The 24,251-nt window shown below is 66.5% G+C and carries 26 protein-coding genes; 3 read left to right on the top strand and 23 right to left on the bottom strand.

Annotated features, from left to right (window positions below):
- Positions 1–209: 209 nt before the first annotated feature.
- Complete coding sequence (locus H0X95_RS06070; RefSeq protein WP_006485607.1) at positions 210–1,595, top strand: sigma-54-dependent transcriptional regulator; 1,386 nt, start codon at positions 210–212, stop codon at positions 1,593–1,595.
- 173 nt (positions 1,596–1,768) lie between these two features.
- Here the strand turns inward: H0X95_RS06070 and nagZ are convergent, their stop codons facing one another.
- From nagZ to H0X95_RS05960, 22 genes are all read right to left on the bottom strand, one after another.
- Positions 1,769–2,797 (bottom strand): beta-N-acetylhexosaminidase, encoded by a 1,029-nt coding sequence (gene nagZ / locus H0X95_RS06065; protein WP_006485604.1) that lies wholly within the window; start codon positions 2,795–2,797, stop codon positions 1,769–1,771.
- Between the two features lie 16 nt (positions 2,798–2,813).
- Positions 2,814–3,248: a holo-ACP synthase gene (gene acpS, locus H0X95_RS06060; RefSeq protein ID WP_006485603.1), complete on the bottom strand. Its 435-nt coding sequence runs from the start codon at positions 3,246–3,248 to the stop codon at positions 2,814–2,816.
- Positions 3,249–3,329: 81 nt separating this feature from the next.
- The gene (gene pdxJ / locus H0X95_RS06055; RefSeq protein WP_006485609.1) at positions 3,330–4,106 is read right to left on the bottom strand and encodes a pyridoxine 5'-phosphate synthase; all 777 of its coding nucleotides are present in this window, start codon (positions 4,104–4,106) and stop codon (positions 3,330–3,332) included.
- Positions 4,103–4,939, bottom strand: a complete 837-nt coding sequence (gene recO / locus H0X95_RS06050; protein WP_006497720.1) for a DNA repair protein RecO — start codon at positions 4,937–4,939, stop codon at positions 4,103–4,105. Before recO ends, pdxJ begins: the two co-directional genes overlap by 4 nt.
- Positions 4,926–5,825 (bottom strand): GTPase Era, encoded by a 900-nt coding sequence (gene era / locus H0X95_RS06045; protein WP_006485602.1) that lies wholly within the window; start codon positions 5,823–5,825, stop codon positions 4,926–4,928. Before era ends, recO begins: the two co-directional genes overlap by 14 nt.
- Positions 5,826–5,885: 60 nt before the next feature.
- Positions 5,886–7,109 (bottom strand): ribonuclease III, encoded by a 1,224-nt coding sequence (gene rnc, locus H0X95_RS06040; RefSeq protein ID WP_080331974.1) that lies wholly within the window; start codon positions 7,107–7,109, stop codon positions 5,886–5,888.
- A gap of 153 nt (positions 7,110–7,262) precedes the next feature.
- A complete protein-coding gene (lepB, locus tag H0X95_RS06035; protein WP_196445951.1) occupies positions 7,263–8,156 on the bottom strand; it encodes a signal peptidase I in 894 nt (297 codons plus the stop codon).
- Between the two features lie 16 nt (positions 8,157–8,172).
- The gene (gene lepA, locus H0X95_RS06030) at positions 8,173–9,966 is read right to left on the bottom strand and encodes a translation elongation factor 4 (RefSeq protein WP_006490871.1); all 1,794 of its coding nucleotides are present in this window, start codon (positions 9,964–9,966) and stop codon (positions 8,173–8,175) included.
- Between the two features lie 189 nt (positions 9,967–10,155).
- A complete protein-coding gene (locus H0X95_RS06025; RefSeq protein WP_006476497.1) occupies positions 10,156–10,392 on the bottom strand; it encodes a glutaredoxin family protein in 237 nt (78 codons plus the stop codon).
- Positions 10,393–10,399: 7 nt separating this feature from the next.
- A complete protein-coding gene (locus H0X95_RS06020) occupies positions 10,400–11,896 on the bottom strand; it encodes a DegQ family serine endoprotease (RefSeq protein ID WP_059721521.1) in 1,497 nt (498 codons plus the stop codon).
- A 16-nt stretch (positions 11,897–11,912) separates the two neighbouring features.
- Positions 11,913–12,965, bottom strand: coding sequence for a MucB/RseB C-terminal domain-containing protein (locus tag H0X95_RS06015; RefSeq protein WP_124633211.1), 1,053 nt, complete (start codon positions 12,963–12,965; stop codon positions 11,913–11,915).
- Positions 12,966–12,970: 5 nt separating this feature from the next.
- A complete protein-coding gene (locus H0X95_RS06010) occupies positions 12,971–13,588 on the bottom strand; it encodes a sigma-E factor negative regulatory protein (protein WP_006490874.1) in 618 nt (205 codons plus the stop codon).
- 86 nt (positions 13,589–13,674) lie between these two features.
- Entirely contained in the window at positions 13,675–14,274 is a 600-nt protein-coding gene (gene rpoE, locus H0X95_RS06005) for an RNA polymerase sigma factor RpoE (RefSeq protein WP_006490873.1), read from the bottom strand.
- A gap of 91 nt (positions 14,275–14,365) precedes the next feature.
- Positions 14,366–14,830 (bottom strand): hypothetical protein, encoded by a 465-nt coding sequence (locus tag H0X95_RS06000; protein ID WP_196445950.1) that lies wholly within the window; start codon positions 14,828–14,830, stop codon positions 14,366–14,368.
- An 11-nt stretch (positions 14,831–14,841) separates the two neighbouring features.
- The gene (gene fabF / locus H0X95_RS05995) at positions 14,842–16,074 is read right to left on the bottom strand and encodes a beta-ketoacyl-ACP synthase II (RefSeq protein WP_006489692.1); all 1,233 of its coding nucleotides are present in this window, start codon (positions 16,072–16,074) and stop codon (positions 14,842–14,844) included.
- A 164-nt stretch (positions 16,075–16,238) separates the two neighbouring features.
- Positions 16,239–16,478 (bottom strand): acyl carrier protein, encoded by a 240-nt coding sequence (acpP, locus tag H0X95_RS05990; protein WP_004197638.1) that lies wholly within the window; start codon positions 16,476–16,478, stop codon positions 16,239–16,241.
- A 144-nt stretch (positions 16,479–16,622) separates the two neighbouring features.
- Positions 16,623–17,372: a 3-oxoacyl-ACP reductase FabG gene (gene fabG, locus H0X95_RS05985; protein WP_006476504.1), complete on the bottom strand. Its 750-nt coding sequence runs from the start codon at positions 17,370–17,372 to the stop codon at positions 16,623–16,625.
- Positions 17,373–17,408: 36 nt separating this feature from the next.
- Positions 17,409–18,341, bottom strand: a complete 933-nt coding sequence (gene fabD / locus H0X95_RS05980) for an ACP S-malonyltransferase (RefSeq protein WP_196445949.1) — start codon at positions 18,339–18,341, stop codon at positions 17,409–17,411.
- An 84-nt stretch (positions 18,342–18,425) separates the two neighbouring features.
- A complete protein-coding gene (locus tag H0X95_RS05975) occupies positions 18,426–19,415 on the bottom strand; it encodes a beta-ketoacyl-ACP synthase III (RefSeq protein WP_034200835.1) in 990 nt (329 codons plus the stop codon).
- Positions 19,416–20,522: a phosphate acyltransferase PlsX gene (plsX, locus tag H0X95_RS05970; protein ID WP_006489700.1), complete on the bottom strand. Its 1,107-nt coding sequence runs from the start codon at positions 20,520–20,522 to the stop codon at positions 19,416–19,418.
- A gap of 129 nt (positions 20,523–20,651) precedes the next feature.
- Positions 20,652–20,831, bottom strand: a complete 180-nt coding sequence (rpmF, locus tag H0X95_RS05965; RefSeq protein ID WP_006051932.1) for a 50S ribosomal protein L32 — start codon at positions 20,829–20,831, stop codon at positions 20,652–20,654.
- A 98-nt stretch (positions 20,832–20,929) separates the two neighbouring features.
- Positions 20,930–21,565, bottom strand: a complete 636-nt coding sequence (locus tag H0X95_RS05960; protein WP_006489698.1) for a DUF177 domain-containing protein — start codon at positions 21,563–21,565, stop codon at positions 20,930–20,932.
- Positions 21,566–21,795: 230 nt separating this feature from the next.
- Here H0X95_RS05960 and H0X95_RS05955 point away from each other — a divergent pair, with 230 nt between their 5' ends.
- Positions 21,796–22,428: a Maf-like protein gene (locus tag H0X95_RS05955; RefSeq protein ID WP_196445948.1), complete on the top strand. Its 633-nt coding sequence runs from the start codon at positions 21,796–21,798 to the stop codon at positions 22,426–22,428.
- Complete coding sequence (locus tag H0X95_RS05950) at positions 22,425–23,147, top strand: SAM-dependent methyltransferase (protein WP_077189684.1); 723 nt, start codon at positions 22,425–22,427, stop codon at positions 23,145–23,147. Before H0X95_RS05955 ends, H0X95_RS05950 begins: the two co-directional genes overlap by 4 nt.
- Positions 23,148–23,250: 103 nt before the next feature.
- On the opposite strand, the gene H0X95_RS05945 is transcribed toward H0X95_RS05950, so the two are convergent.
- Positions 23,251–24,243, bottom strand: a complete 993-nt coding sequence (locus H0X95_RS05945; protein ID WP_196445947.1) for a S49 family peptidase — start codon at positions 24,241–24,243, stop codon at positions 23,251–23,253.
- Positions 24,244–24,251 lie beyond the last annotated feature (8 nt).

Here is a 24,251-nt window from a genome sequence, read left to right as displayed (position 1 = left end):
CGTCAACAGCTGCCACAAGCCGGCGCCATAAGCAGCACAAAATCCACCGGTAAAGATATTCAATTTGTATCATCGGTAACTGTTTTATAGCGCCGGAGAAATAATGCGCGTGACGCGTTCGGCGGGGCATAAAATCAGTCTTTAATCCGACATGCGGCTGCGGCCCGCTGGCCGACAGCCCGCCTCTCTTGACTCGACTCGCGTCCACCATGCCACACGCCCTGATTGTCGAAGACGATCCCAACAGCCTGTCAGGCCTCACCGCGCTGCTCGCCGCAGACGGCTTCTCGGTCGACACGGCCACGTCGCTCGCCGAAGCGCGCACGGCGCTCGGCCGCTCGATTCCCGACGTCGTGCTCGTCGACCTGAACCTGCCGGACGGCAGCGGCTTCGACCTGCTCCAGCACCTGCCGCAGCAACAGCCGAACGGCTCGCTGCCCGTGATCGTGCTGACGGGCAACGCGACGGTCGAGAGCGCCATCGAGGGTTTGCGCCACGGCATCTGGGACTACCTGCTCAAGCCGATCAACATTCCGCGCCTGCGCAGCTTGCTCGCGCGGATTCCCCGCCCGTACGAACTGATCGACGAAGTGCAGTCGCTGCGGGCATCGCTGCGCCATCTGGGCCGCTTCGGCGCGCTGGTCGGCCGCAGCGACGCGATGCAGCACGTGTACGACATGATCGAGCACAACGCCCGCACCGAGACGGCCGTGCTGTTCTCGGGCGAAGCCGGCACCGGCAAGAAGCTGGCCGCGCGCACGCTGCACGAGCTGAGCCGGCGCCGCAAGGGGCCGTTCGTGTCGTTCGACTGCCGGATGCTCGCGCAGGCCGGCCGGCATGGCGCGTCGCTCGACAGCGTGCTGTTCGGCCACGAGCGCGGCGCCTTCGACGGCGCGGAGCGCCGCGAGTTGGGCCTGTTCGAGCAAGCCGGCGGCGGCACGCTGTTCCTCGACGAAATCACCGCACTGCCGCTCGTGCTGCAGGAAGCGCTGCTGCACGCGCTCGATTCGCAGAACTTCATGCGGATCGGCGGTACGAGCTCGATCACCAGCGATTTCCGGCTGATCGCGGCCACGCGCCGCCCGGCGCGTGAAGCGGTGGCAAACGGCACACTGCGGGAGGATCTGTGGCTGCGCCTCGATGCGGCATCGATCACGATGCCCCCGCTGCGCGAGCGCGACGGCGACGCACTCGCGATCGCGGATGCGCAGATCGACGAACTGAACCGCGAAGCGCGCGCAACCGGCCGCAGCACGACCGACAAGCGCGCGGCGCCGGGCTTCGTGCGCGAATGCCTGTCGTACGAATGGCCGGGCAACGTGCGCGAGCTGCAGGAACGCGTGCGCTTCGCGTACGACGCATCGGGCGACTTCATCGAGACGCTGCGCGCGGGCGAGGCCAGCTTCTCCGCCGGCGCCGCGCTGAACGGCAGCAGCGTGCAGATCAAGGTCGGCACGCCGCTGTCCGACGTCGAGGATCTGCTGATCCGCGCGACGCTCGACGCGGTCGGCGGTACGCGCCACCGCGCCGCGACGCTGCTCGGCATCAGCCCGAAGACGCTGTACAACAAGCTGCAGCGGATGAAGGTGAACTGAGCGAACGGCGCCCTGGATACGGGCGCTGGCTCGATCTGACCGTTAGTTGCGTTCAAATCCGTGCCGGCGACCGTTCGAATCAGGCTGTCGCCACCCGTAAAAAAGCCGCGCGATTGCGCGGCTTTTTCATTTGGAGCGACCGGAACGACACGATCCGCGCCCGCCCTGCCCGCTTACGCCAGCGCGCTGCTCAACAGCGCCTGTGCCTGCAGATACTCGGGCTGCGCGATCAGCTTGTCCCACTTGAGCGCCTTGCCGCGCGCACGCATCCGCTTGATGCGCCGCACCGACTCGGCCGAGGCCCGCGCCTTCAGTCCGTTCAGCACGACTTCGGCTGCATCCGGCTGATTGCAGACGAGCACCATGTCGCAACCGGCGGCGAGCGCGGCGTCGGCGGCCTGCGTGAGCGTGCCGCCTTCGCGGGCAGCCTCCATCGACAGGTCGTCGCTGAAGATCGCACCCGTGAAGCCGAGCTTGCCGCGCAGGATGTCCTGCAGCCACACGCGCGAAAAGCCCGCCGGCCGCTTGTCGACCTGCGTGTAGATCACGTGCGCCGGGATCACCGCGGCCAGCGACAGCCCGAGCCAGTCGTACGGCGCGACGTCCTGCTCGAGGATCGCGTCTAGCGTGCGGTCGTCGGTCGGCAGCGCGACGTGCGAATCGGCCTCCGCGAAGCCGTGCCCGGGAAAATGCTTGCCGCAGTTCGCCATGCCGGCAAGCGACAGCCCGTGGTTCAGGCTCTTCGCCAGCAGCGTGACGACGCGCGGATCGCGATGGAACGCACGATCGCCGATCACCTTCGAGTGCCCGTAGTCGAGATCGAGCACGGGCGTGAAGCTCATGTCGATCCCGCACGCGCGCAGCTCGGCGGCCAGGATGTAACCGACGGCGGTCGCGACCTTCGTCGCGAGCAGCACGTCGCGATCCCACAGCTCGCCGAGGCGACGCATCGCGGGCAGCACCGTGAAGCCGTCGGTGCGGAACCGCTGCACGCGCCCGCCTTCGTGATCGACGGCGATCAGGATGTCTTCGCGCACCGCGCGGATCGAATCGGTCAGCGCGGTCAGTTGCGCACGATTCTGGAAGTGCCGCGCGAACAGGATCACGCCGCCGGTATTCGGATGCGCGAGGCGCCGCGCATCGTCGCGCGACAGGGTCGTGCCGACGACGTCGAGCATGACCGGGCCGGGAGTCGTTTTCATCGAATCGTGAATTCCGTCAGGAAGAAGTTCGGGAAACAGGTGCAGTGCCAGGCGCGGCGTCCGTTTCGGCGACCACGAACGACACCGCGTAGTCGCGTTCGTCGCTGACCGTCACACGTGCCGTGATGCCGCGCGCGGCCAGCCATTCAGCCAGCTCGCCGGATGCGACCACGTACGGCTCGCCGCTTGGATGATTGAGCGTCTGCAGCGCGCGCCACGTCATCGGCCAATGCATGCCGAGCCCGATCGCCTTCGAGAACGCTTCCTTCGCGGAGAAGCGCGTCGCGAGAAACGCGATGCCGCGCGCCTCGGAGCGGGCGCGCCGGGCGTGGAACACGCGCAGTTCGTCGGGGCCGAGCACCTTCTCGGCAAACCGGCCGCCCGTGCGTTCGAGCACGGCCGCGACGCGGCTCACCTGCGCGATGTCGGTACCGATGCCGTAGATCGCCATGTCAGTCTCCGCCGGGGTGGCCCGGCGAGGCCGGGTCAAACGCGTCGCCAACGGCGTGCGGGGCGCGGCGGCCTCGCATCGTCAGCGCGCGCCGCCATGCAGCGCGGCGACGCGTGCGGCGACCATGATCGCCTTCATCTCGCGCACCGCGTTGTCCCAGCCCGCGAAGATCGCGTGCGCGACGATCGCGTGGCCGATGTTCAGCTCGACGATGCCGTCGATCGCGGCGATCTGCTGCACGTTCGTGTAGTGCAGCCCATGGCCCGCATTGACCTTCAGGCCAAGCTGCGCGCCGGCCTGCACGCCCGCGACGATACGCTCGTATTCGCGCTGCTGCTCCGCTTCGTCGTGCGCTTCCGCGTAGCGGCCCGTATGCAGCTCGATCACCGGCGCGCCCGCTTCGTGCGCAGCGCGGATCTGCGTGTCGTCCGGGTCGATGAACAGCGACACGCGCACGCCCTCGTCGGCGAGCTGCTTGCATGCGGCGCGCACCGCCTCGAAGTGGCCGGCCACGTCGAGACCGCCTTCAGTCGTCAGTTCCTCACGCTTCTCCGGCACGAGGCATGCGTCGTGCGGACGCACTTCGCAAGCGATGTCGAGCATCTCGGCCGTCACCGCGCATTCGAGGTTCATGCGCGTCTTCAGCAGCGGGCGCAACTGGCGCACGTCCGCGTCGACGATGTGACGGCGATCCTCGCGCAGGTGCAGCGTGATCGCGTCCGCGCCCGCCTCTTCGGCGGCGAGCGCCGCGCGGATCGGATCGGGATAGCGCGTGCCGCGCGCATTGCGCAGCGTCGCGACGTGGTCGATGTTCACGCCGAGGTCGATGGCGGTGGGCGTTGTCAGGAAGAAGCTCATAGGTTTTGCAGGTCGATCAGGATCTGACGCGTGGCGAGCGGCGTACCGCCGAGATAGGTGTTCAGCAGGAAGCGCATCAGCGTCTTGCTCTGCGCAACCGTCTGGGCTCGATGGTAATCGTCCTGCTCCATGTCGAGCAACGTCTGGCCGGTGATGACCGGCCAGTGCGACGGCACGTCGTCGTCCGCATTGCGTACGCCACGCTCCGGATCGAACACGTAGCGGCGCTCGGGTTCGACCGCGCGGCGGGCGACCGTGCGGTTCAGCGCCATCGCATAGCCGGTCTCGCGCAGCAGCACGCGTTCGAACGAGCGCAGCACCTGCACCGCGGGCTCGCCGTGCGCGAGACGCGTGAGGGTCAGCACGTAATGATTGAACAGCGGCGGCTGCGGATCCTCGCGCGCGCAGAATTTCACGAGCAGCTCGTTCGCGTAGAAACCGCACAACAGGCCGTCGCCGCCGAGCGGCAGCATCCCGCCGACCCACTCGGCGCCCGTCAGCGTGCGCACCTCGGATTTGCCGGACCAGGACAGCAGCAGCGGCTGGAACGTCTGCAACACGCCGCGCAACGCGGAGTGCGGGCGCTTCGCGCCCTTCGCGACGAGCGCGAGCCGGCCGTGGTCACGTGTCAGCACGTCGACGATCAGGCTCGTTTCCCGATACGGATAGCTGTGCAGCACGAACGCCGGCTGCTCGGCGACGCGGAAATCGGACGTGCGAGACGTCGCGCGCCGCGCCTTGCGCGGCGGTTCGGGCGGTGCCGGCAACGGCGCGTCGTTCGCGCCGGCCGCCACCGCGTCTTCGGTCGACGTCAGCGCGTCATTCGTACCCATAGGCACGCAGCCCCGCCTCGTTGTCGGCCCAGCCGCTCTTCACCTTCACGAAGGTCTCGAGGTATACGGGGCCGTCGAACAGCTTTTCCATGTCCATCCGCGCCTCGGTGCTGATCTGCTTGAGCTTCTCGCCCTTCTTGCCGATCACCATCGCCTTGTGCGAATCGCGCTCGACGAGGATCGTCGCGAAGATGCGCTTCAGGCGCCCCTCCTCCTCGAACTTGTCGATCAGCACGGTGCTCGTGTACGGCAGCTCGTCGCCGGTCCAGCGGAACACCTTCTCGCGCAGGATTTCGGCCGCGAGAAAACGCGAGCTGCGGTCGGTCAGCTCGTCCTCGCCGTAGATCGGCTCGCCTTCCGGCAGGTACGGCTTGATCGTGTCCAGCAGGCGCTTGATGTCTTCCGGCTTCTGCGCCGACAGCGGCACGAGCTCGGTGAATTCGCGCAGTTCGCTCACCTTCTGCATGAACGGGAACAGCGACGCCTTGTCGTTCACGCGGTCGATCTTGTTCGCGATCAGCAGCGTCGGCATGCCGGGCGGGATCAGGTCGAGCACCTTCTGGTCGTCGGGGCCGAAGCGGCCGGCCTCGATCACGAACAGGATCACGTCGACCGACGTCAGCGTCGACGTGACCGCGCGGTTCAGCGAACGGTTCAGCGCGGTGCTGTGACGGGTCTGAAAGCCCGGCGTGTCGACGAATACGAATTGCGCGTCGTCGAACGTGTTGATGCCGGTGATGCGGTGGCGGGTCGTCTGCGCCTTGCGCGACGTGATGCTGATCTTCTGGCCGACGAGTGCGTTCATCAACGTCGACTTGCCGACGTTCGGGCGGCCCACGATCGCGATCATGCCGCAACGGAAACCGGTAGGAGCGGGAGTGTTCATATCGTTTGGGAGACAGGTTCGGAAACGGCCGCGCGGCGCGCGGCACGATCGCTGGGCAATTCAGTGGTCGGCATCGGCCACGCGCGCCTGCGCGGCAGCAAGACTCGCGCCGCCGGGCGGCGTATCGGCGTCGGGCGCCGCGGCATCGCGTGCGCGCGCGGGCGTGCGCGCGGCGGAATCGGCGGAGGGCTTGTCGGCCGACGAGGGCGCCGGATCGGTTGCCTGGCCGGCCGGCTTGTCGGCTGCGCGCGGCGCGGCCTCGGCGGACTTTTCCGCGGCCTTGTCGGGCCGCTCGGCCGGTTTGTCGGCCACCTTGTCGGTCGCCGGCTTCGCCGCCCGTTCGCCCTTGTCCGCCGCCGGCTCGACGTGCGCGGCCCGGATCGCGGCCATCGGCGCGACGGCCGGCTCAGCGCCCGCCGCTGCAGCCGCCGCGGCGGCCCCCGGCGCCGCGCCGGCCGCCCTGGCCTCGCGCGCCGCCGCACGTTCCTTCCGCTCGGGCGAGCGCAGGTCGAGCGCTTCCTGCACGCCCTTCACGCCCGGCACGATCTCGGGTTCGACATGCTTGGAGCCGCGCGCGTTTTTCGAGCGCTTCGGCTTCGCGGCCAACATCGGTGCGGCCGCCATCACCTCGTCGAGCGCCTTCTTCGCGGCGGCCTGCTCGGCCGCGCGCCGGCTCGCGCCGGAGCCCGATACCTTCACGTCCAGCTTCGGCACCGTGCACTCGACCTCGAACTGCTGATTGTGCGCCGCACCATGGGTCGCGACGACCGTATAGGTCGGCAGCGCGATCTTGTGCCCCTGCAGGTATTCCTGCAGCAGCGTCTTCGCGTCCTTGCCGAGCGTGCGCGGATCGATGTGGTCGAGAATCGGGATATAGAGCCGCTTGATGACCCCTTGGGCGGCTTCGAAGCCCCCATCGAGGAACACGGCCCCGATGATGGCTTCGAACGCGTCCGCGAGGATCGACGGGCGACGGAACCCGCCGCTGCGCAGTTCGCCCTCGCCCAGCCGCAGGCCGTCCGAGATATTCAGGGCCTGAGCAATTTCGTACAGCGACTGCTGTTTGACGAGGTTGGCGCGTACGCGCGACAGGTCACCTTCGTCCAGCTTGCCGAAACGCTGAAACAAAAGAGCGGCCACCGCGCAATTCAGAACGGAATCGCCGAGAAACTCGAGCCGTTCATTGTGCGTGGCACTGTGACTGCGATGGGTCAAAGCCTGGCGCAGCAATTCCGCATTGCGAAATTCGTAGCGCAGCCGGCTTTCCAACTGGGATAGGGGCATGTGCAGGAGTATAACGCGGGCGCCGGTCGGGCCGAAACGGCACGGCCGGACCCGAAAAGGCGTGACGAGGCGGTGTTACCGCCGGTTCTTAAAGTAGTTCGGCAATACGCGACGCGGCCCGTGCGTCGCGTATTGCGTGTGAGTCGAATGCGATCAGTTGAAGGAACCGATGCGCTTCAGGTCGCTGAAGTTCATCCAGATGAAGAACGCGCGGCCGACGATGTTCTGGTCCGGCACGAAACCCCAGTAGCGGCTGTCCGCGCTGTTGTCGCGGTTGTCGCCCATCATGAAGTAGTGGCCGGGCGGCACCTTGCAGATCACGCCGCGGCTGTTGTACGTGCAGTTGTCGCGATACGGATAGTCGTATGCGCCCATCACGAACGGCGGCACGGCCGGGTTGTTGAGGATCGCGTTCTTCTTGTTGCCGATCGTTTCCTCGAACTGCTTCGCGTAATTCTGGCGCTCGTCGTCGAAGAAATCGGGCAGCGGCGTTTCGGGCACCGGCTGGCCGTTGATCGTGAGCTGCTTGTCCTGGTACGCGACCGTGTCGCCCGGCAGGCCGATCACGCGCTTGATGTAGTCGACCGACTCGTCCTTCGGATAGCGGAACACGACGACTTCGCCGCGCGACAGCGGGCTGCCCTGCGTGATCTTCGTGTTGGTGACCGGCAGGCGCAGCCCGTACTCGAACTTGTTGACGAGGATGAAGTCGCCGACGAGCAGCGTCGGCACCATCGAGCCCGACGGAATCTTGAACGGCTCGACGACGAACGAACGCACGACGAACACGGCCAGAATCACCGGGAAGAAGCTCGCGGTGTACTCGAGCCACCACGGCTGGCGCAGCTTTTCGTCACGCAGCTTCGAACGCGTCTGCGCGGCGTTTTCGTCCGCGAAACGCTTGTCGATGCGCGACTGCTGGCGATCGAACTCCTCGATCGCCGAGTCGGCCGCCTTGCGACGCCGCGGCAGGAACACCAGTTTGTCCAGCACCCACGCTACGCCCGTCACGACGACGAGCACAAAAAGAATCAGCGCAAAATTCATAAAAGGATGAGTCCTGTTATTTGTCTTCGACGCGCAAGATCGCGAGGAACGCCTCCTGCGGGATCTCGACCGAACCCACCTGCTTCATGCGTTTCTTACCTTCTTTCTGCTTCTCGAGCAGCTTCTTCTTTCGCGTGATGTCGCCGCCGTAGCACTTCGCGAGCACGTTCTTGCGCAGCGCCTTGATGTTCTCGCGCGCGACGATGTGCGCGCCGATCGCGGCCTGGATCGCCACGTCGTACATCTGGCGCGGAATGATCTCGCGCATCTTCGCGGCGACTTCGCGGCCGCGGTATTGCGACTGCGATCGGTGCACGATGATCGACAGCGCATCGACCTTGTCGCCGTTGATCAGCATGTCGACCTTCACGACGTCCGACGAACGGTATTCCTTGAACTCGTAGTCCATCGACGCATAGCCGCGCGACACCGACTTCAGGCGATCGAAGAAGTCGAGCACGATCTCGGCCATCGGGATCTCGTACGTGAGCTGCACCTGGCGGCCGTGATACTGCATGTTGATCTGCGAGCCGCGCTTCTGCTCGCACAGCGTGATCACCGAGCCGACGTAATCCTGCGGCATGTACAGGTTCACGGTGACGATCGGTTCGCGGACTTCGGCGATGCGGCCGGGCTCCGGCATCTTCGCCGGGTTCTCGACCATGATCGTCGAGCCGTCGCTCTGCACGACCTCGTAGACGACCGTCGGCGCGGTCGTGATGAGATCCATGTCGAATTCGCGCTCGAGCCGCTCCTGCACGATTTCCATGTGCAGCAGCCCGAGGAAGCCGCAGCGGAAACCGAAGCCGAGCGCCTGCGACACTTCCGGCTCGTACTGCAGCGATGCGTCGTTCAGCTTCAGCTTCTCGAGCGATTCGCGCAGCGCGTCGTACTGGTTCGCCTCGACCGGATACAGCCCCGCGAACACCTGCGGCTTCACTTCCTTGAAGCCCGGCAGCGGCTCGGCAGCGGCCTTGGCCGCGTGCGTGACGGTATCGCCGACCTTCGCGGCCGTCAGTTCCTTGATGCCGGCGATGATGAAGCCCACCTGCCCGGCCGACAGCGACTCGAGATTGCGCGACTTCGGCGTGAACACGCCGACGTGCTCGACCGGATACTGCGCGCCGGTCGCCATCATCTTGATCTTGTCCTTCGGGCGCAGCGTGCCGTTGACGATACGCACGAGCATCACGACGCCGACGTAGTTGTCGAACCACGAATCGATGATCAGCGCCTGCAGCGGCGCGGTCGGATCGCCCTTCGGCGGCGGCACCTTCGCGATCAGCGACTCGAGCACGTCTTCGACGCCGAGGCCGGTCTTCGCGCTGCAGCGCGTCGCGTCGGTCGCGTCGATGCCGATCACGTCCTCGATCTCCTCGATCGCGTTCTCGGGGTTCGCGGCCGGCAGGTCGATCTTGTTCAGCACGGGCACGACCTCGACGCCGAGCTCGATCGCCGTGTAGCAGTTCGCGACCGTCTGCGCCTCGACGCCCTGGCTGGCGTCGACGACCAGCAGCGCGCCTTCGCACGCGGACAGCGAACGGCTGACCTCGTACGAGAAGTCGACGTGCCCCGGCGTGTCGATCAGGTTCAGGTTGTAGACCTTGCCGTCGCGTGCGCGATAGGTCAGCGCGGCTGTTTGCGCCTTGATCGTGATGCCGCGCTCGCGCTCGATGTCCATCGAGTCGAGCACCTGCGCTTCCATTTCACGGTCGGCGAGGCCGCCGCATACCTGGATGATGCGATCCGCGAGTGTCGACTTGCCATGGTCGATGTGGGCGATGATCGAGAAATTGCGAATATGATCCATTCAGTGCCGATCAAGCGAAAAAGGCGCGCTCACGACTGCGGAGCACGCCTTGTAAGTCGGTGAAAAAACGGCTTATTTTAGCCGAAAAGGCTTTTGCCGGGCGGGATTTCGGACGCCCTGCCACGCGGGGCGGGCGCCCGCCGGATCGAACCCCGCGCGAAAACGGCGTCGGCCGGCGGCGGGCCGGATTCAGCGCCGGGCCGCCAGCGCGTCGCGCACCCGCGCGTCGTCGAACCGGTGGCGGCACACTTCCGCGCCGTCCAGCAGCAGCACGGGCACGTCCTCGTCGTAACGCGCGACCAGCGCTGCATCGGTGTCGATGTCGATGTAGTCGACCGCGACACCGAATTCGGCCGCCACCGGCGCCAGTGCGTCGCGCATGTCGTCGCACAGGTGGCACCAGCCGCGGCCGTAGAGCGTGAACATCGACGCGTTACTTCTGGCGCGGCCGCACGGGCACGAACTGCGTGTTGTCGCCACGCCGCACGAGCACCGCGACCGCCTTCTGCGGATCGAGCTGCGCGGTCACGTCGGCGAACTGCTTCGCGCTCGTGATGTCGGTGTCGCCGACACGCAGCACGATGTCGCCGCGCTGCAGGCCCGCCCGGGCGGCCGGGCCGTCGACGCCGTCGATCTGCACGCCGTTCTTCAGCTTCAGCGTCTTCATCTGCTCCGCCGTCAGGTCGCTGACCGTCAGCCCGAGCGAATTGGTCTGGCGCGGCTTCTGCGGCGCGTTCTTGCGCTGCTCGGCCTTCGCCGTCGACTCGGCCGGCGTCTCGGCGATCGTGATCGGCAGATCGCGTGCCTGACCCTTGCGCCATACGCTGACCGTCGCCTTCGTGCCGGGCTTCGTGTCGCCGACCATGCGCGGCAGGTCCGACGCCGCATCGACCGGACGGCCATTGAACTTCAGGATAATGTCGCCCGGCTGGATGCCTGCCTTGTCGGCCGGGCCGCCCGGCTCGACGCTGCTGACGAGCGCGCCTTCGGCCTTCGGCAGCCCGATCGAATCGGCCACGTCCTTCGTCACCTCGCCGATCGCCACCGCTATCCGGCCGCGCGTGACCTTGCCGGTCGCCTTCAGCTGGTCGGCCACGCGCATCGCCTCGTCGATCGGAATCGCGAACGAAATGCCCATGAAGCCGCCGGTGCGGCTGTAGATCTGCGAGTTGATGCCGATCACCTCGCCCTGCATGTTGATCAGCGGGCCGCCCGAGTTGCCAGGGTTCACGGCCACGTCGGTCTGGATGAACGGCAGGTAGTCGCCCGTGTTGCGGCTCTTCGAGCTGACGATGCCGGCCGTGACCGTGTTGTCGAGGCCGAACGGCGAACCGATCGCGACGACCCACTCGCCGACGCGCACCTTGTTCGAATCGCCGATCGCGACGACCGGCAGGTTCGACGCCTGGATCTTGACGACCGCGACGTCCGTGCGGTCGTCGACGCCGATCAGCTTCGCCTTGAATTCGCGCTTGTCGGTCAGCGTCACGTAGATGGTGTCCGCATCGTCGACGACGTGCGCATTGGTCATCACGTAACCGTCGGCCGACACGATGAAGCCCGAGCCGACGCCACGGTTCTGCTCGGTATCGGGCGGATTGTCCGGCGCCGGCGCATTCTTCGGGTTGCTGCCGTTGCCGCCACCGTTGCCGGGCGCCTGCGGCAGCGGGATGCCGAAGAAGCGCCGGAAGAATTCCGACATGTCGCCGTTGTCGAAGCCGGGCGGGAGCATGCCGCGCGGGCCGCTCGTCGGCACGTTGGCGGTGGTCCGGATGTTCACGACGGCCGGCCCGACCTTTTCGACCAGATCGGCAAAGTCGGGCAGGCTTGCGGCGGGAGGCGTGACCGCGACCGCGGTTTGCGGGACGAGCGGCAGGCAGGCACACAGCGCCGCCGCCGCGAGCACTTTGCGCAGCGTGAGTTTCGTCATGTCGGAAGCCGTAGCGTTACTTGGAAGCCTTGTATTCTATGGCAGACGCGAACTGCTGCAACGTCGCCGGCGGCACTTCGCCGAGCACGGTGATCCAGTAGTCGCCGCGGCGCTTCACGAGAACGTGCGTCGCCCCGGTGCTGCCCGCGCCTTCCTTGCGCGTATTCTTTTCGGCCGGCTCGATGAAAACCGAGATCGTCGCGAGGCCGTCCGTGAAGACCGCCTGATCGACCGGGATCGGCGGATCGCCGGCATCGCGCGCGGCCATCGGCCGGCGCACTTCACGAATCTTCTGGAAGCCGGCGACGCTCGGCGCGAGCTGCCAGCCCTGCGCTTCCATGTCGACCGTCGCGACCGGCGGGCGCACGACCGTCCAGCCGCTCAGGTTGCGCATGCCGGCTGCGATCGCGGCCTTGTCGCCGCTTGCGCCGCCCGTCTGCAATTGCGAGAACGCGATCTGCTCGAGCACGCGATCGTTCGCGTCGAGCGTCTGCGAACGCAGCAGCAGCCCGGTGCGCGCGTCGGCCCACAGCTTGTACGTGAAACGGTACGCATCCTTCGGCACGAGCTCGACGACCTGCGCGTCGATCCCGGCCACGCGGTCCTTGCCGAGCGACTTCGCATCGTAGACGGACATTACGTGTTCGCCGCTCGCGCCGAGCAGCGCGGGAAACGAGTCGCGCGTCTGACGGCGCTCGACCACGCACAGCTTGCGCTCGGGCACGAACGTGTACAGCTCGTCGTTGTGCCGCAGCAGCTTGCGCGGCTTGCCGTCGAGCGTCTCGATCCGTTCGAACTCGCCGTCGCGGGACGCGACGTGCGCGATGCGCGACGACTGCACGTACCCGCCGCGCTGGTAGACGAACGTACCTTCGTAGCTCTGCTGCTGCGCCGCCTGCTGGACGCGGTCGAGCCAGTCCGCGGCGCCCTTGCGGGTCGCGACGGGATCGTCCGGTTGCTGGGCACTGGCGGGAAGGGATTGAACGGACAACAGGGCGGCTGCGCAAAGCAGGAGGGCCGGCAGCCGCTTCCATCCGGAGATGGCGTGATTCAACTGCAATGTCCGCATCGGGTTTATTGGCCTGGCGTGGTGGTCACGGCAGCGCGGATCAGCGGCATCGAACCCGTGACGACGGGCTGCTGGGCGAATTGCTGGTGCGCTTCAAGGTATTGGTCGAGGCTGGCGTCGCGAATGATGTTGACGTCCTGCAGGCCGGGCTGGGCCGATGCCTGCGCAACCGTCACGCGCTGCAGGTTGCCGCCCTGCTGCGCGCCGATCGAGGCGACCTGGACGGCGCCCGGCGTACCGGCCGTCTGCATTTGCGGGACGACGACCCAGGTCAGCGTGGCCGCCGCGGCGGCCACCGCGAACGCGGGCACGACGCGCCGACGCAGCGACAGCAGCTTGCGCGCGGCCGGCGCGGCCGCCGGAGCCAGCAGGTGCGGCTCGCTTTCGAGCGCGGCCGACATGCGTGCGGTAAACGCGACGCTCAGCGCGGGCGGCAGCGCGAGCTCGTCCGAGCGCAGCGCATCGCCGATCAGGTGGTAATGGGCCCACGCAGCGCGATCCGCGCGGTCGAGCTCAGCCAGAAACTGCCCGTGATCCGGGCCATCGAACATTTCGCCGTCGACCAGCGCGGAAAGGCGCTCGCCGCGCGAGCACGCTTGCGATTGCGTATTGACCGACCCCATGATGCTCCCCATCTTGCACACCCCGTCGTGACTTCACGACTCTATCCGTAACTAGACCCCGACCCGCGTCGTTCCGCCCGTCGCGCTTACCAGCGCTTGCCTTCGGGCGTATCGAGCAGCGGACGCAATTTGGCAGCGATTGCCTCGCGCGCACGGAAGATCCGCGAGCGGACCGTCCCGATCGGACAGCCCATCATTTCCGCGATCTCTTCGTAGCTCAGGCCCTCGATCTCGCGCAGCGTGATTGCCTGGCGCAGTTCTTCGGGCAGCAGAGCCATCGCAGCGTTGACCGTCTCGGCAATCTGCTTGCTCATCAACATCGACTCAGGCGTGTTGATATCCCTTAGTTGGTCTGCGTCCGAGAAAGTTTCCGCTTCCTCCGCATCGGCCTCGGTCGAGGTCGGCGCCCGGCGGCCTTGCGTCGCAAGGTAGTTCTTCGCCGTGTTGACGGCAATTCGGTACAACCACGTATAGAACGCCGATTCGCCGCGGAATTGCGGCAGCGCACGATACGCCTTGATGAACGCGTCCTGGGCCACATCCTCGACCTCGGCGGGATCCCGCACGAGGCGCGAGATCAGCCGGATGATCTTGCGGTGGTATTTGGAGACCAGGAGTTCGAACGCCGCCTTGTCGCCCTTCTGTACGCGCTCGACCAGAGCCTGATCGATTTCTTTTTCACTCACCTGACAAATCCGTTAACTAGGGATGCAACGCGGAGCGTTATTGTAGCGTTCCGGCGCCGGCCGCTGGTTACGGTCGGTAACCGCGCCGCCGTCATGCCTGCCCCGCCGCCCCGGCCGTTCTCGCCAGCACCGACAGCGCGCTGAACGACGCGGCGTCGAGCGCGTCGGCCGGAATCAGCAGCGGCCGCGCGCGCCGGGCGCCCTGCCCGATCGATAGCACCAGCAGCAGGGTGCTCCAGTGCGCATGGCCGGTCACGCGACCGCGGGCCAGCAATCGCCCGGTGCGGCCAAACGCCGCAATCTCCCCGAACGCATCGATCCGCAGCTCGGCCGGCAGCCGGCGGGCGCAGGCCCGCGCCGCCCATACGGCCAGCAGTGCCGCCGTCGCGGCCGACACGCCTGCGCCGGCGGCAGCGCCCGCGCGCGGCGCGCAGAACAGGTACGCCGACGCGGCAGCCGATGCGACGAACGCGGCCAGCACGAGATACGACACGGCCGAGGCCCGCAACGCAAAGCGCTGCGGACGCCCGGCCGGAGCATCGAATGGACTCGTCAAGCGATTCGACGTCAGACGCGCTTGAACACCAGCGTGCCGTTGGTCCCGCCGAAGCCGAAGTTGTTCTTCACGGCAACGTCGATCTTCATGTCACGCGCGGTGTTCGCGCAGTAATCGAGATCGCACTCGGGGTCCTGGTTGAAGATGTTGATGGTCGGCGGCGACACGTTGTTGTGCAGTGCCAGCACCGTGAACACCGATTCGAGGCCGCCCGCGCCACCCAGCAGGTGGCCCGTCATCGACTTCGTCGAGTTGACCACCATCTTGTACGCGTGCTCGCCGAAGGCCGCCTTCACCGCGTCGGACTCGTTCTTGTCGCCCAGCGGCGTCGACGTGCCATGCGCGTTCAGGTACTGCACCTCGTCGGCATTCAGGCCGGCGTCGCGCAGCGCCGCGACCATGCAGCGGCGCGGGCCGTCCATGTTCGGCGCGGTCATGTGGTACGCGTCACCCGTCATGCCGAAGCCCACGACTTCCGCGTAGATCTTCGCGCCGCGCGCCTTCGCCGCCTCGTACTCCTCGAGCACCATCACGCCCGAGCCCTCGCCCAGCACGAAGCCGTCGCGGTCCTTGTCCCACGGACGCGACGCGGTGGCCGGATCGTCGTTGCGGGTCGACAGCGCGCGCGCGGCGGCGAACCCGCCGATGCCGAGCGGCGACACCGTCGATTCGGCGCCGCCCGCGACCATCACGTCGGCGTCGCCGGCCTGGATCAGGCGCGCGGCGAGGCCGATGCTGTGCAGGCCGGTCGTGCAGGCCGTGACGGCCGCGAGGTTCGGGCCCTTCAGGCCGAACATGATGCTCAGGTGACCCGAGATCATGTTGATGATCGAGCCCGGCACGAAGAACGGCGAAATCCGGCGCGCGCCACGATCGACGTAGGTCTGGTGCGTGTCTTCGATCATCGGCAGGCCGCCGATGCCGGAACCGACCAGCACGCCGATGCGCTCCGCGTTGGCTTCGGTCACTTCCAGCCCGCTGTCCTTGATGGCCTGGACGCCGGCGGCGATGCCGTAATGGATGAACGTATCCATGTTCCGGGCTTCCTTCGCCGGGATGTACTCCTCGGCGCTGAAGCCCTTCACTTCGCCCGCGAAATGGCAGGCGAGGTTCGACGCATCGAACTTCGTGACGGTGGCGATACCGGACTTGCCGGCGACGAGATTGGCCCAGCCGTCGGCAACATTATTGCCAACAGGCGAAATCAGCCCCAGGCCTGTAACGACAACACGACGGCGGCTCACGGTAACCTCTTTTCCATTATTGGATGACAAAAACAAAAGCCACAGTGGCCACAGGAACCAGCCCTGCGAGCCCTGTGGCTGTTAGTCCGTCCGGCGCGAAGCCGGCAGGATGGCGCGTCAATCGCGAAGATCGCGGCGACGTGGCGGACAAGCGCGAAAGGCGCTTACGCCTTGACGTTTGCGCGAGCGTAGTCGATCGCTTGCTGAACGGTCGTGATCTTCTCTGCTTCTTCGTCCGGGATTTCCATGCCGAACTCGTCTTCGAGAGCCATCACCAGTTCGACCGTGTCGAGCGAATCCGCGCCCAGGTCGTTCACGAACGAAGCTTCGTTCTTGATCTCGGCTTCCGCGACGCCCAGTTGTTCAGCGACGATCTTCTTGACACGTTGTTCGATGTTGTCCATTACCCCTCCGAGGGAAAGTTCAGATTTACAAGTGCGCGCATTTTATCAGGTTTGCTGACGCCAAAACGCGCGTTGGCTTGATGGTCGATCAAGCGCCGATCCGCCTGAAAAACGGGATACGGCGCGGATGGTAAACGAAAACCGTTACGACATGTACATGCCGCCGTTCACGTGCAGCGTCGTGCCGGTGATGTAACCGGCCTGCGGCGATGCGAGGAACGCGACGGCATGGGCGATGTCCTCCGGGCTGCCGAGGCGGCCGAGCGGAATCTGGGTCTTGAGCGCGGCCTGCTGTTCTTCCGGCAGCGTCTTCGTCATGTCGGTGTCGATGAAGCCCGGCGCCACGCAGTTCACCGTGATGCCGCGGCTGCCGATTTCGCGCGCGAGCGCACGCGTCATGCCCGCGACGCCGGCCTTCGCGGCCGCATAGTTGACCTGACCCGGATTGCCGGCCGAGCCGACCACCGACGTGATGTTGATGATACGGCCGCCGCGCGCCTTCATCATCGGGCGCAGCACCGCGCGCGACAGGCGGAACACCGACTTCAGATTGGTGTCGATCACCGCGTCCCAGTCCTCGTCCTTCATCCGCATCGCGAGCTGATCCTGCGTGATGCCCGCGTTGTTGACGAGCACGTTCAGCGCGCCGAATTCCTTCACGGTCGCATCGATCAGTGCCTCGGCGGCTGCCGCGTCGTTGACGTTCAGCACCGCGCCGCGGCCCGTGACGCCCGCTTCCGCGAACGCCGCGGTGATCGCGGCGGCGCCCGATTCGCTCGTCGCCGTGCCGATCACCGTCGCGCCCAGGCGCGCGAGTTCGAGCGCGATCGAACGGCCGATGCCGCGCGACGCGCCGGTCACGATCGCAACCTGTTTATCGAGAGTCTTGTCCATGAATCGAATGTCCGTTGCTTGGGAAAAGGCGCCGCGTCAGGCGGTCGCGAGCTTGAGCGCTTCGTCGAGCGAAGCCGGATCGAACACCGACGCACCCGTCAGGTTGCCGTCGATGCGCTTCGTCAGGCCGGCCAGCACCTTGCCCGGACCGCATTCGATCACGTGCGTGGCGCCCGTGCCGGCGATGTGCCGCACGCACTCGACCCAGCGCACCGGGCCCGCGGCCTGGCGCACCAGCGCATCCTTGATCGCGGCCGGATCGCTGACCACGGCAACGTCGATGTTGTTGACGACCGGAATCTGCGGCGCCTTCACGTCGACGTTCGCGAGGTAGTCGCGCAGCTGGTCCGACGCCGGCTTGAGCAGCGACGAATGGAACGGCGCCGACACCGGCAGCGGCAGCGCGCGCTTCGCGCCCTTCGCCTTCGCGATCTCGCATGCCTTTTCGACCGCGGCCTTGCTGCCCGCGATCACGACCTGCGCCGGAGCATTGAAGTTCACCGCTTCGACGACGCCCGCCTCCGCGGCTTCCGCGCATACCGCGCGCACCGTGTCGTCGTCGAGGCCCAGGATCGCGGCCATGCCGCCCTGGCCGACCGGCACGGCCGTCTGCATCGCCTGTGCACGAAAGCGCACGAGCGGCACCGCATCCTTGAACGCAAGCGCGCCGGCCGCGACGAGCGCCGTGTATTCACCGAGGCTGTGGCCGGCGACGATCGACGGCGCCGGGCCGCCCGCCTGCTGCCACGCGCGGTAGCACGCGTACGCCGCGGTCAGCATCACGGGCTGCGTGTTGGTGGTCAGGTTCAGCTCTTCGGCCGGGCCTTCGGCGATCAGCTTGCCGAGATCCTGATTGAGTGCATCGGATGCTTCCTGGAGCGTCTCGCGCACGACGGCCAGATCGGCGAATGCGTTGAGCATGCCGATCGCCTGCGAGCCCTGCCCCGGAAAAACGAATGCAAATTTCATATCGTCCCCAATTGAATCGATTCGGACGGCGCGCACGAACGGCGCGCCGATGGGATCCGCGCGCGGCTTGTCGCGCGCCGCGGATCAGAAGCGGAAGACCGACGCGCCCCAGGTGAAGCCGCCGCCGACGCCTTCGATCAGCACGTGCTGGCCCCGCTGGATGCGACCGTCGCGCACCGCGGCGTCGAGCGCCAGCGGGATCGACGCGGCCGACGTATTGCCGTGCTGGTCGACCGTCACGACCATGCGCTCCTGCGGCAGGCCGAGCTTGCGGCAGGTGCTGGTCATGATGCGGATGTTGGCCTGGTGCGGAATCAGCCAGTCGATTTGCTCGGGCGCGAGATTCGCCTTCGCGAGCGCTTCGATCGCGACCTTTTCGAGCACGTTGACCGCGAGCTTGAACACGGCCTGCCCGTCCATGTGCAGGAACGCGCTGCCGTCGATCACGCCGCGGTTGACGTTGCCCGGCGTGCACAGGATGTTCGAGTAGCTGCCGTCCGCATGCAGCGCGCTGCCGAGCACGCCCGGCTCTTCCGACGCGGACAGGATCACCGCGCCGGCACCGTCGCCGAACAGCACGCAGGTCGTGCGGTCCTTGAAGTCGAGAATGCGCGAGAACGTCTCCGCGCCGACCACGAGCGCCGTACGATGCTGGCCGCTGCGGATGAAGCTGTCGGCTGTCGCCACCGCGTACGCGAAGCCCGAACACACGGCCTGCACGTCGAATGCCGCGCCGCCGTTCTTGATGCCGAGCTTGTTCTGCAGCAGGCACGCGGTGCTCGGGAACACGAAATCGGGGGTCGAAGTCGCGACGATGATCAGGTCGATCGACTGCGGATCGACACCGGCCGCTTCGATCGCACGACGCGACGCTTCGAGCGCGAGATCGCTCGTCGTGACGTCCGGTGCGGCGAAATGGCGCGCATGGATGCCCGTGCGCGCCACGATCCATTCATCGCTCGTCTCGATGCCTTCCTTCGCAAGACGATCGGTCAACTGCTGGTTCGTGACGCGGTCGGGCGGCAGGTAGCTGCCCGTGCCGAGCACGCGGGAATAGAGAGTCGATTGGGCCATTTATGCTTTAGAGGATTGCGCAGCGGAAGGTTCGGCGTGATGGCCTGCGGCCGGGCTTGCATGGCCCGCGCCGCCCGCGTCGTGTTCGCCGTCGCCGAGCGACACTGAATTATCCGCCATCGCGCGCGCGAGGCGCTCCAGCACCCCGTTTTTGACGGCATCATACCCGCGTTTGATCGCCCACTCAAACGCGTAGGCGTCGGCCGAACCGTGGCTCTTGATCACGAGGCTCTTCAGCCCCAGCAGCGCCGCGCCGTTGTACTGGCGGTGGTCGACGCGCTTCTTGAAGCGCATCAGCACAGGCAGCGCGAGCAGCGCCATCAGCTTCGACATCAGCGAGCGGCCGAACTCCTCGCGGATGATGTCCGACAGCATCTGCGCGAGCCCCTCGGACGTCTTCAGCGCGACGTTGCCGACGAAGCCGTCGCACACGATCACGTCGACGGTGCCCTTGTAGATGTCGTTGCCTTCCACGTTGCCGCGGAAATTGAGCGTGCTGGCACGCAGCAGCTCGCCTGCGCGCTTGATCGTCTCGTTGCCCTTGATGACCTCTTCGCCGATGTTCAGCAGGCCGATCGTCGGGCGCTCCTTGCCTTCGAGCGCGGCCACGAGCGCGTGCCCCATCTCCGCGAACTGCAGCAGGTGCTGCGGTTCGCAGTCGACGTTCGCGCCGAGGTCCAGCATCATCGTGTAGCCGGTCGGGTTCGGCAGCGCGAACGCGATCGCGGGCCGCTCGATGCCGGGCAGCGTCTTGAGTACGTAACGGGAAACGGCCATCAGCGCGCCGGTATTGCCGGCGGAGATGCAGGCCTGCGCCGCGCCGTCCTTGACGTGGTTGAGCGCGACGCGCATCGAAGAATCCTTCTTCTTGCGCAGCGCCACTTCGACAGGATCGTCCATCGCCACGACTTCGGTGGCGGGCACGATGGTCAACGCGGGATCGTCGAGGGCTTTCAGCTTCTTCAGCTGAGCGCGAATCGCGCTTTCGATGCCGACGAGCATCAGGTGCGCATCGGGATGCGCGCGGACGAACTTGACTGCCGCGGGAACGGTCACGGACGGGCCGTGGTCGCCTCCCATGCAATCGATTGTGAGCTTTACGGTCATGGAATGCGACGAATTTCAGGCACAAAAAAGCGGCAGTTGAATGCCGCCTTTTTGTTGAGCCAGGAAAGTGTCAAGCGAACCAGTTGTCACGCGAACGGCGAGCGTAGCGCGCAACGCGTGACTTGACGCTTAGTCGTTCTTCGTCTTGACGACTTTCTTGCCGCGATAGTAGCCGTTCGGGCTGACGTGGTGACGCAGGTGCACTTCACCCGTGCTCGGCTCGACTGCCAGCGGCGCTGCCGTCAGGAAATCGTGCGAACGATGCATGCCGCGCTTCGACGGCGACTTCTTGTTTTGCTGGACTGCCATGACTAACTCCTAAATAATTTTCCGGATTCTAACACAGCCCGATCCGGCGCTTAACTACCCTGGCCCAAAGCCCTTACGCCTTCCCGCGCCACAACTGCTCAGTGTTTCTTGGTGCCGTCACCGTCCTTCTTCAACGCTTCCAGCGCTGCGAACGGATTCGGCCGTTTGCCTTCGTCCCCGGCTTCGTCGGACGCCTCGTCCGTCTCTTCCGTGGGACCGCTCGCGCCCGACACGAGGCTTTCGTGAACTGCCGGGCAAACCTCGTGCTTGGGCACGAGCGGCAACGAAAGCAGCAATTCCTCTTCGATCAAGTCGACGAGATCGAACTGGCGTGAGCCCACGATCACATCGGCTTCATCGTCGTCGAGCGGAAATTCTTCAGCTTCTTCTTCGGTCGCGACGATCCGGTACGTCATGTCGACGTCGAACGTCTGGTCGTACGGCGTCATGCAGCGCTGGCACGTGAGCCACGCATGGCCGTGCACCGCAAGGCGCAGATACGGCTGCTGCCCGTCGGTGCCGTCGTCCTGCAACTCCTTTTGCGTGAACCCTTCCGCCTGCCACGTGAAGACCGTGTCGCGATCTGGCGCGTCCGTCGGCACTTCGTTTAACATGCGCGGCAGTTGCGAGAGGTGCACCGCGCCGGCTGCCTGCCGCCCGCTGCGGGCAAACTCGAACAGGTCGACCGCGTGCGGATCGAGCGCCGCCGCAGGTTTGCCAGAAGAAGTGTTCATGTGCGCTCCTGCCTACAGGCTGACTTGCGGGATCCGGCTTGGCACCGCTCGCGTACGGCTCATCGAAGGATGACGTACTTTACTTCCGAAGACCCGGCAGGCGCCACCACACGAAAGCCTGCCGACGAAAAGCGGGAAAGCATACCTGTTTTACCTTTTGCGGTCAATCACTTAAGCTTGCGTCCGCGCAACGCCGCGCCACACCTGACGACTCACCGATCCAACCGACCATGCCGGATACCGTTTGCCGCCCGCCGCGGCTGATTCTTGCCTCCAGTTCCCGCTACCGCCGCACGCTCCTCGAGCGCCTCGGCGTGCCGTTCGACGTCGTGTCGCCCGACCTCGACGAAACCCCGCTCGCCGGCGAAACGCCGGCCGCGACCGCGCTGCGCCTCGCCGCCGCGAAAGCACGCGCGGTGGCCGCGACGATCGACGCGCCGGACGGCGTGCTCGTGATCGGGTCGGATCAGGTCGCGACCTTCGACGGCCACCAGATCGGCAAGCCCGGTACGCACGAGCGCGCGCTCGCGCAACTCGTGTCGATGCAGGGCCGCGAAGTCGAATTCCACAGCGCGCTCTGCCTGCACGACAGCCGTACGGACGAAGCGCAGGTCGAGGACATCGTCACGCACGTGCGCTTTCGCTCGCTGCCCGAGGCCGAACTCGACGCCTACCTGCGCGCGGAAACGCCGTACGACGTGGCCGGCAGCGCGAAATCCGAAGGGCTCGGCATCGCCCTGCTCGACGCGATCGACTCGGACGACCCCACCGCACTCGTCGGCCTGCCGCTGATCGCCCTCACGCGGATGCTGCGCGCCGCCGGCTACCCGTTGTTTGCAACCACTCGTGGAGACCGCGCATGACCGCCGGCACGCTTTATCTCGTCCCGAACACGCTCGGCGAAGGCGACGAATCGATGCTCGCCGCCGTGCTGCCCGCCGCCGTGCAGGCGCGCGCCGGCACGCTCGGCTATTACATCGGCGAGAACGCGAAAACGACCCGCGCGTTTCTGAAGAAGATCGGTACGACGCGGCCGATCCAGGAAATCGAGATCAGCGAGCTGAACGTCAATACGCCGGCCGGCGCGATCGACCGGCTGCTCGCTCCGGTGCTGGCCGGCGCGGATGCCGGCCTCGTGTCGGAGGCCGGCTGCCCGGCCGTCGCCGATCCCGGCGCGCTGCTGGTGCGCCGCGCGCACGAGCGCGGCGTGAAGGTCGTGCCGCTCGTCGGACCGAGTTCGATCCTGCTCGCGCTGATGGCGTCGGGCCTGAACGGCCAGAGCTTCGCGTTCAACGGCTATCTGCCGGTCGATGCGGCCGCGCGCGCGAAACGCCTGCGCGAACTCGAGCAACTGTCGCGCAAGGCGCGCCAGACGCAGATCTTCATCGAAACGCCGTACCGGAATCACGCGATGCTCGACACGCTGGTCGCGACCTGCGCGCCGTCGACGCAGATCTGCGTCGCGGCCGATCTGACCCTCGCGACCGAGACGATCGCGAGCCGCACGGCGGCGGACTGGAAAAAGGCGCTGGCGCCGAATCTGCACAAGCGCCCCGCGATCTTCCTGCTGCTCGCGAACTGATTGATGCCGCGACCGGCGATCCACTGATGAATGAAAGGCGGGCCATCGCGGCCCGCCCATCGCCGCCGTCAGCCGTCAGCCGTCAGCCGTCAGCCGTCAGCCGTCAGCGCAGGCTGACTGACGCGCCGCCAGCCGTCAGCGCCTTCATCGCAGCGCCACCGACGGCCGCGCCGAACTTGCGCGCGACACGGTTCGTCAGGCTTTCCTTCACCGTATAGTCGACCAGATCCGGCGCCCTCAGCACGTCGCGCGCGACCGTGTCGGTGGTGCCGTAGCCGTCGGCGAGCCCGAGCTCGACGCTCTTCTCGCCGGTCCAGAACAGGCCGGAGAACATGTCCGGCGTCTCGTGCAGCCGCTTGCCGCGGCCATCCTTCACGGCCTTGATGAACTGCGCATGCACCTGGTCGAGCAGTTCCTGCGCGTGCGCGTCCATCTTCGGCGTTTCCGGCGAGAACGGATCGTAGAAGCCCTTGTTTTCGCCCGACGTATGCAGGCGCCGCTCGACCCCGAGCTTGCCCATCAGCCCGGTGAAGCCGAAGCCGTCCATCAGCACGCCGATCGAGCCGACGATGCTCGCCTTGTCGACGAAGATCTTGTCGGCGGCCGACGCGATGTAATACCCGCCTGATGCGCACATGTCGGTCACGACGACGTACAGCGGCTTGTCCGGATACTTGCCGCGCAAGCGCCGGATCTCGTCGTAGACCATGCCGGCCTGCACCGGGCTGCCGCCCGGGCTGTTGATCCGCAGCACGACGCCGACCGTGCCGTCGTCGTCGAACGCGGCGTCGAGCGCGGTGTTGATGTCGTCGGCGTTCGCGTTGACGCCTGCCGCGATCTCGCCGTCGATCGTCACGAGCGCCGTATGCCGCCCGCTCGACGAGAACTTCGAATCGCTCGAGAAATCGATCAGCGCGAACGCGAGCAGCACGAACACGCCGAGAAACGCGAAGCGGAAGAAGATCTTCCAGCGCCGTGCGGCACGCTGCTCCTTGACGGCCGCGAGCGCGATCCGCTCGAGCGCTGCGCGCTCCCAGGCCGGTTCACGGCTGTCGGGACGGGAGGAGGAATCCGGGGAATTCGGTTGGTCGGCCATGCAGTGGT

This window comes from Burkholderia sp. 9779_493 (assembly GCF_015712215.1).
GTDB classification, from domain to species: domain Bacteria; phylum Pseudomonadota; class Gammaproteobacteria; order Burkholderiales; family Burkholderiaceae; genus Burkholderia; species Burkholderia cenocepacia.
Note: the sequence above shows the minus strand (reverse complement) of the source record. Positions and strands in the feature narration are given on the sequence as shown.

What these genes read in the sequence shown, in the direction of transcription:
- acpP (WP_004197638.1), bottom strand. Translation starts at nt 16,478, where the DNA reads ATGGACAACATCGAACAACGTGTCAAGAAGATCGTCGCTGAACAACTG.
- era (WP_006485602.1), bottom strand. Translation starts at nt 5,825, where the DNA reads ATGAACACTCCCGCTCCTACCGGTTTCCGTTGCGGCATGATCGCGATC.
- H0X95_RS06070 (WP_006485607.1), top strand. Translation starts at nt 210, where the DNA reads ATGCCACACGCCCTGATTGTCGAAGACGATCCCAACAGCCTGTCAGGC.
- H0X95_RS06010 (WP_006490874.1), bottom strand. Translation starts at nt 13,588, where the DNA reads ATGGGGTCGGTCAATACGCAATCGCAAGCGTGCTCGCGCGGCGAGCGC.
- fabG (WP_006476504.1), bottom strand. Translation starts at nt 17,372, where the DNA reads ATGGACAAGACTCTCGATAAACAGGTTGCGATCGTGACCGGCGCGTCG.
- H0X95_RS05955 (WP_196445948.1), top strand. Translation starts at nt 21,796, where the DNA reads ATGCCGGATACCGTTTGCCGCCCGCCGCGGCTGATTCTTGCCTCCAGT.
- H0X95_RS06020 (WP_059721521.1), bottom strand. Translation starts at nt 11,896, where the DNA reads ATGACGAAACTCACGCTGCGCAAAGTGCTCGCGGCGGCGGCGCTGTGT.
- H0X95_RS05945 (WP_196445947.1), bottom strand. Translation starts at nt 24,243, where the DNA reads ATGGCCGACCAACCGAATTCCCCGGATTCCTCCTCCCGTCCCGACAGC.
- H0X95_RS05960 (WP_006489698.1), bottom strand. Translation starts at nt 21,565, where the DNA reads ATGAACACTTCTTCTGGCAAACCTGCGGCGGCGCTCGATCCGCACGCG.
- plsX (WP_006489700.1), bottom strand. Translation starts at nt 20,522, where the DNA reads ATGACCGTAAAGCTCACAATCGATTGCATGGGAGGCGACCACGGCCCG.
- acpS (WP_006485603.1), bottom strand. Translation starts at nt 3,248, where the DNA reads ATGGCGATCTACGGCATCGGTACCGACATCGCGCAGGTGAGCCGCGTC.
- rpmF (WP_006051932.1), bottom strand. Translation starts at nt 20,831, where the DNA reads ATGGCAGTCCAGCAAAACAAGAAGTCGCCGTCGAAGCGCGGCATGCAT.
- H0X95_RS05975 (WP_034200835.1), bottom strand. Translation starts at nt 19,415, where the DNA reads ATGGCCCAATCGACTCTCTATTCCCGCGTGCTCGGCACGGGCAGCTAC.
- H0X95_RS05950 (WP_077189684.1), top strand. Translation starts at nt 22,425, where the DNA reads ATGACCGCCGGCACGCTTTATCTCGTCCCGAACACGCTCGGCGAAGGC.
- H0X95_RS06025 (WP_006476497.1), bottom strand. Translation starts at nt 10,392, where the DNA reads ATGTTCACGCTCTACGGCCGCGGCTGGTGCCACCTGTGCGACGACATG.
- nagZ (WP_006485604.1), bottom strand. Translation starts at nt 2,797, where the DNA reads ATGAAAACGACTCCCGGCCCGGTCATGCTCGACGTCGTCGGCACGACC.
- lepB (WP_196445951.1), bottom strand. Translation starts at nt 8,156, where the DNA reads ATGAATTTTGCGCTGATTCTTTTTGTGCTCGTCGTCGTGACGGGCGTA.
- fabD (WP_196445949.1), bottom strand. Translation starts at nt 18,341, where the DNA reads ATGAAATTTGCATTCGTTTTTCCGGGGCAGGGCTCGCAGGCGATCGGC.
- pdxJ (WP_006485609.1), bottom strand. Translation starts at nt 4,106, where the DNA reads ATGAGCTTCTTCCTGACAACGCCCACCGCCATCGACCTCGGCGTGAAC.
- lepA (WP_006490871.1), bottom strand. Translation starts at nt 9,966, where the DNA reads ATGGATCATATTCGCAATTTCTCGATCATCGCCCACATCGACCATGGC.
- recO (WP_006497720.1), bottom strand. Translation starts at nt 4,939, where the DNA reads ATGGGTACGAATGACGCGCTGACGTCGACCGAAGACGCGGTGGCGGCC.
- H0X95_RS06015 (WP_124633211.1), bottom strand. Translation starts at nt 12,965, where the DNA reads ATGCGGACATTGCAGTTGAATCACGCCATCTCCGGATGGAAGCGGCTG.
- rnc (WP_080331974.1), bottom strand. Translation starts at nt 7,109, where the DNA reads ATGCCCCTATCCCAGTTGGAAAGCCGGCTGCGCTACGAATTTCGCAAT.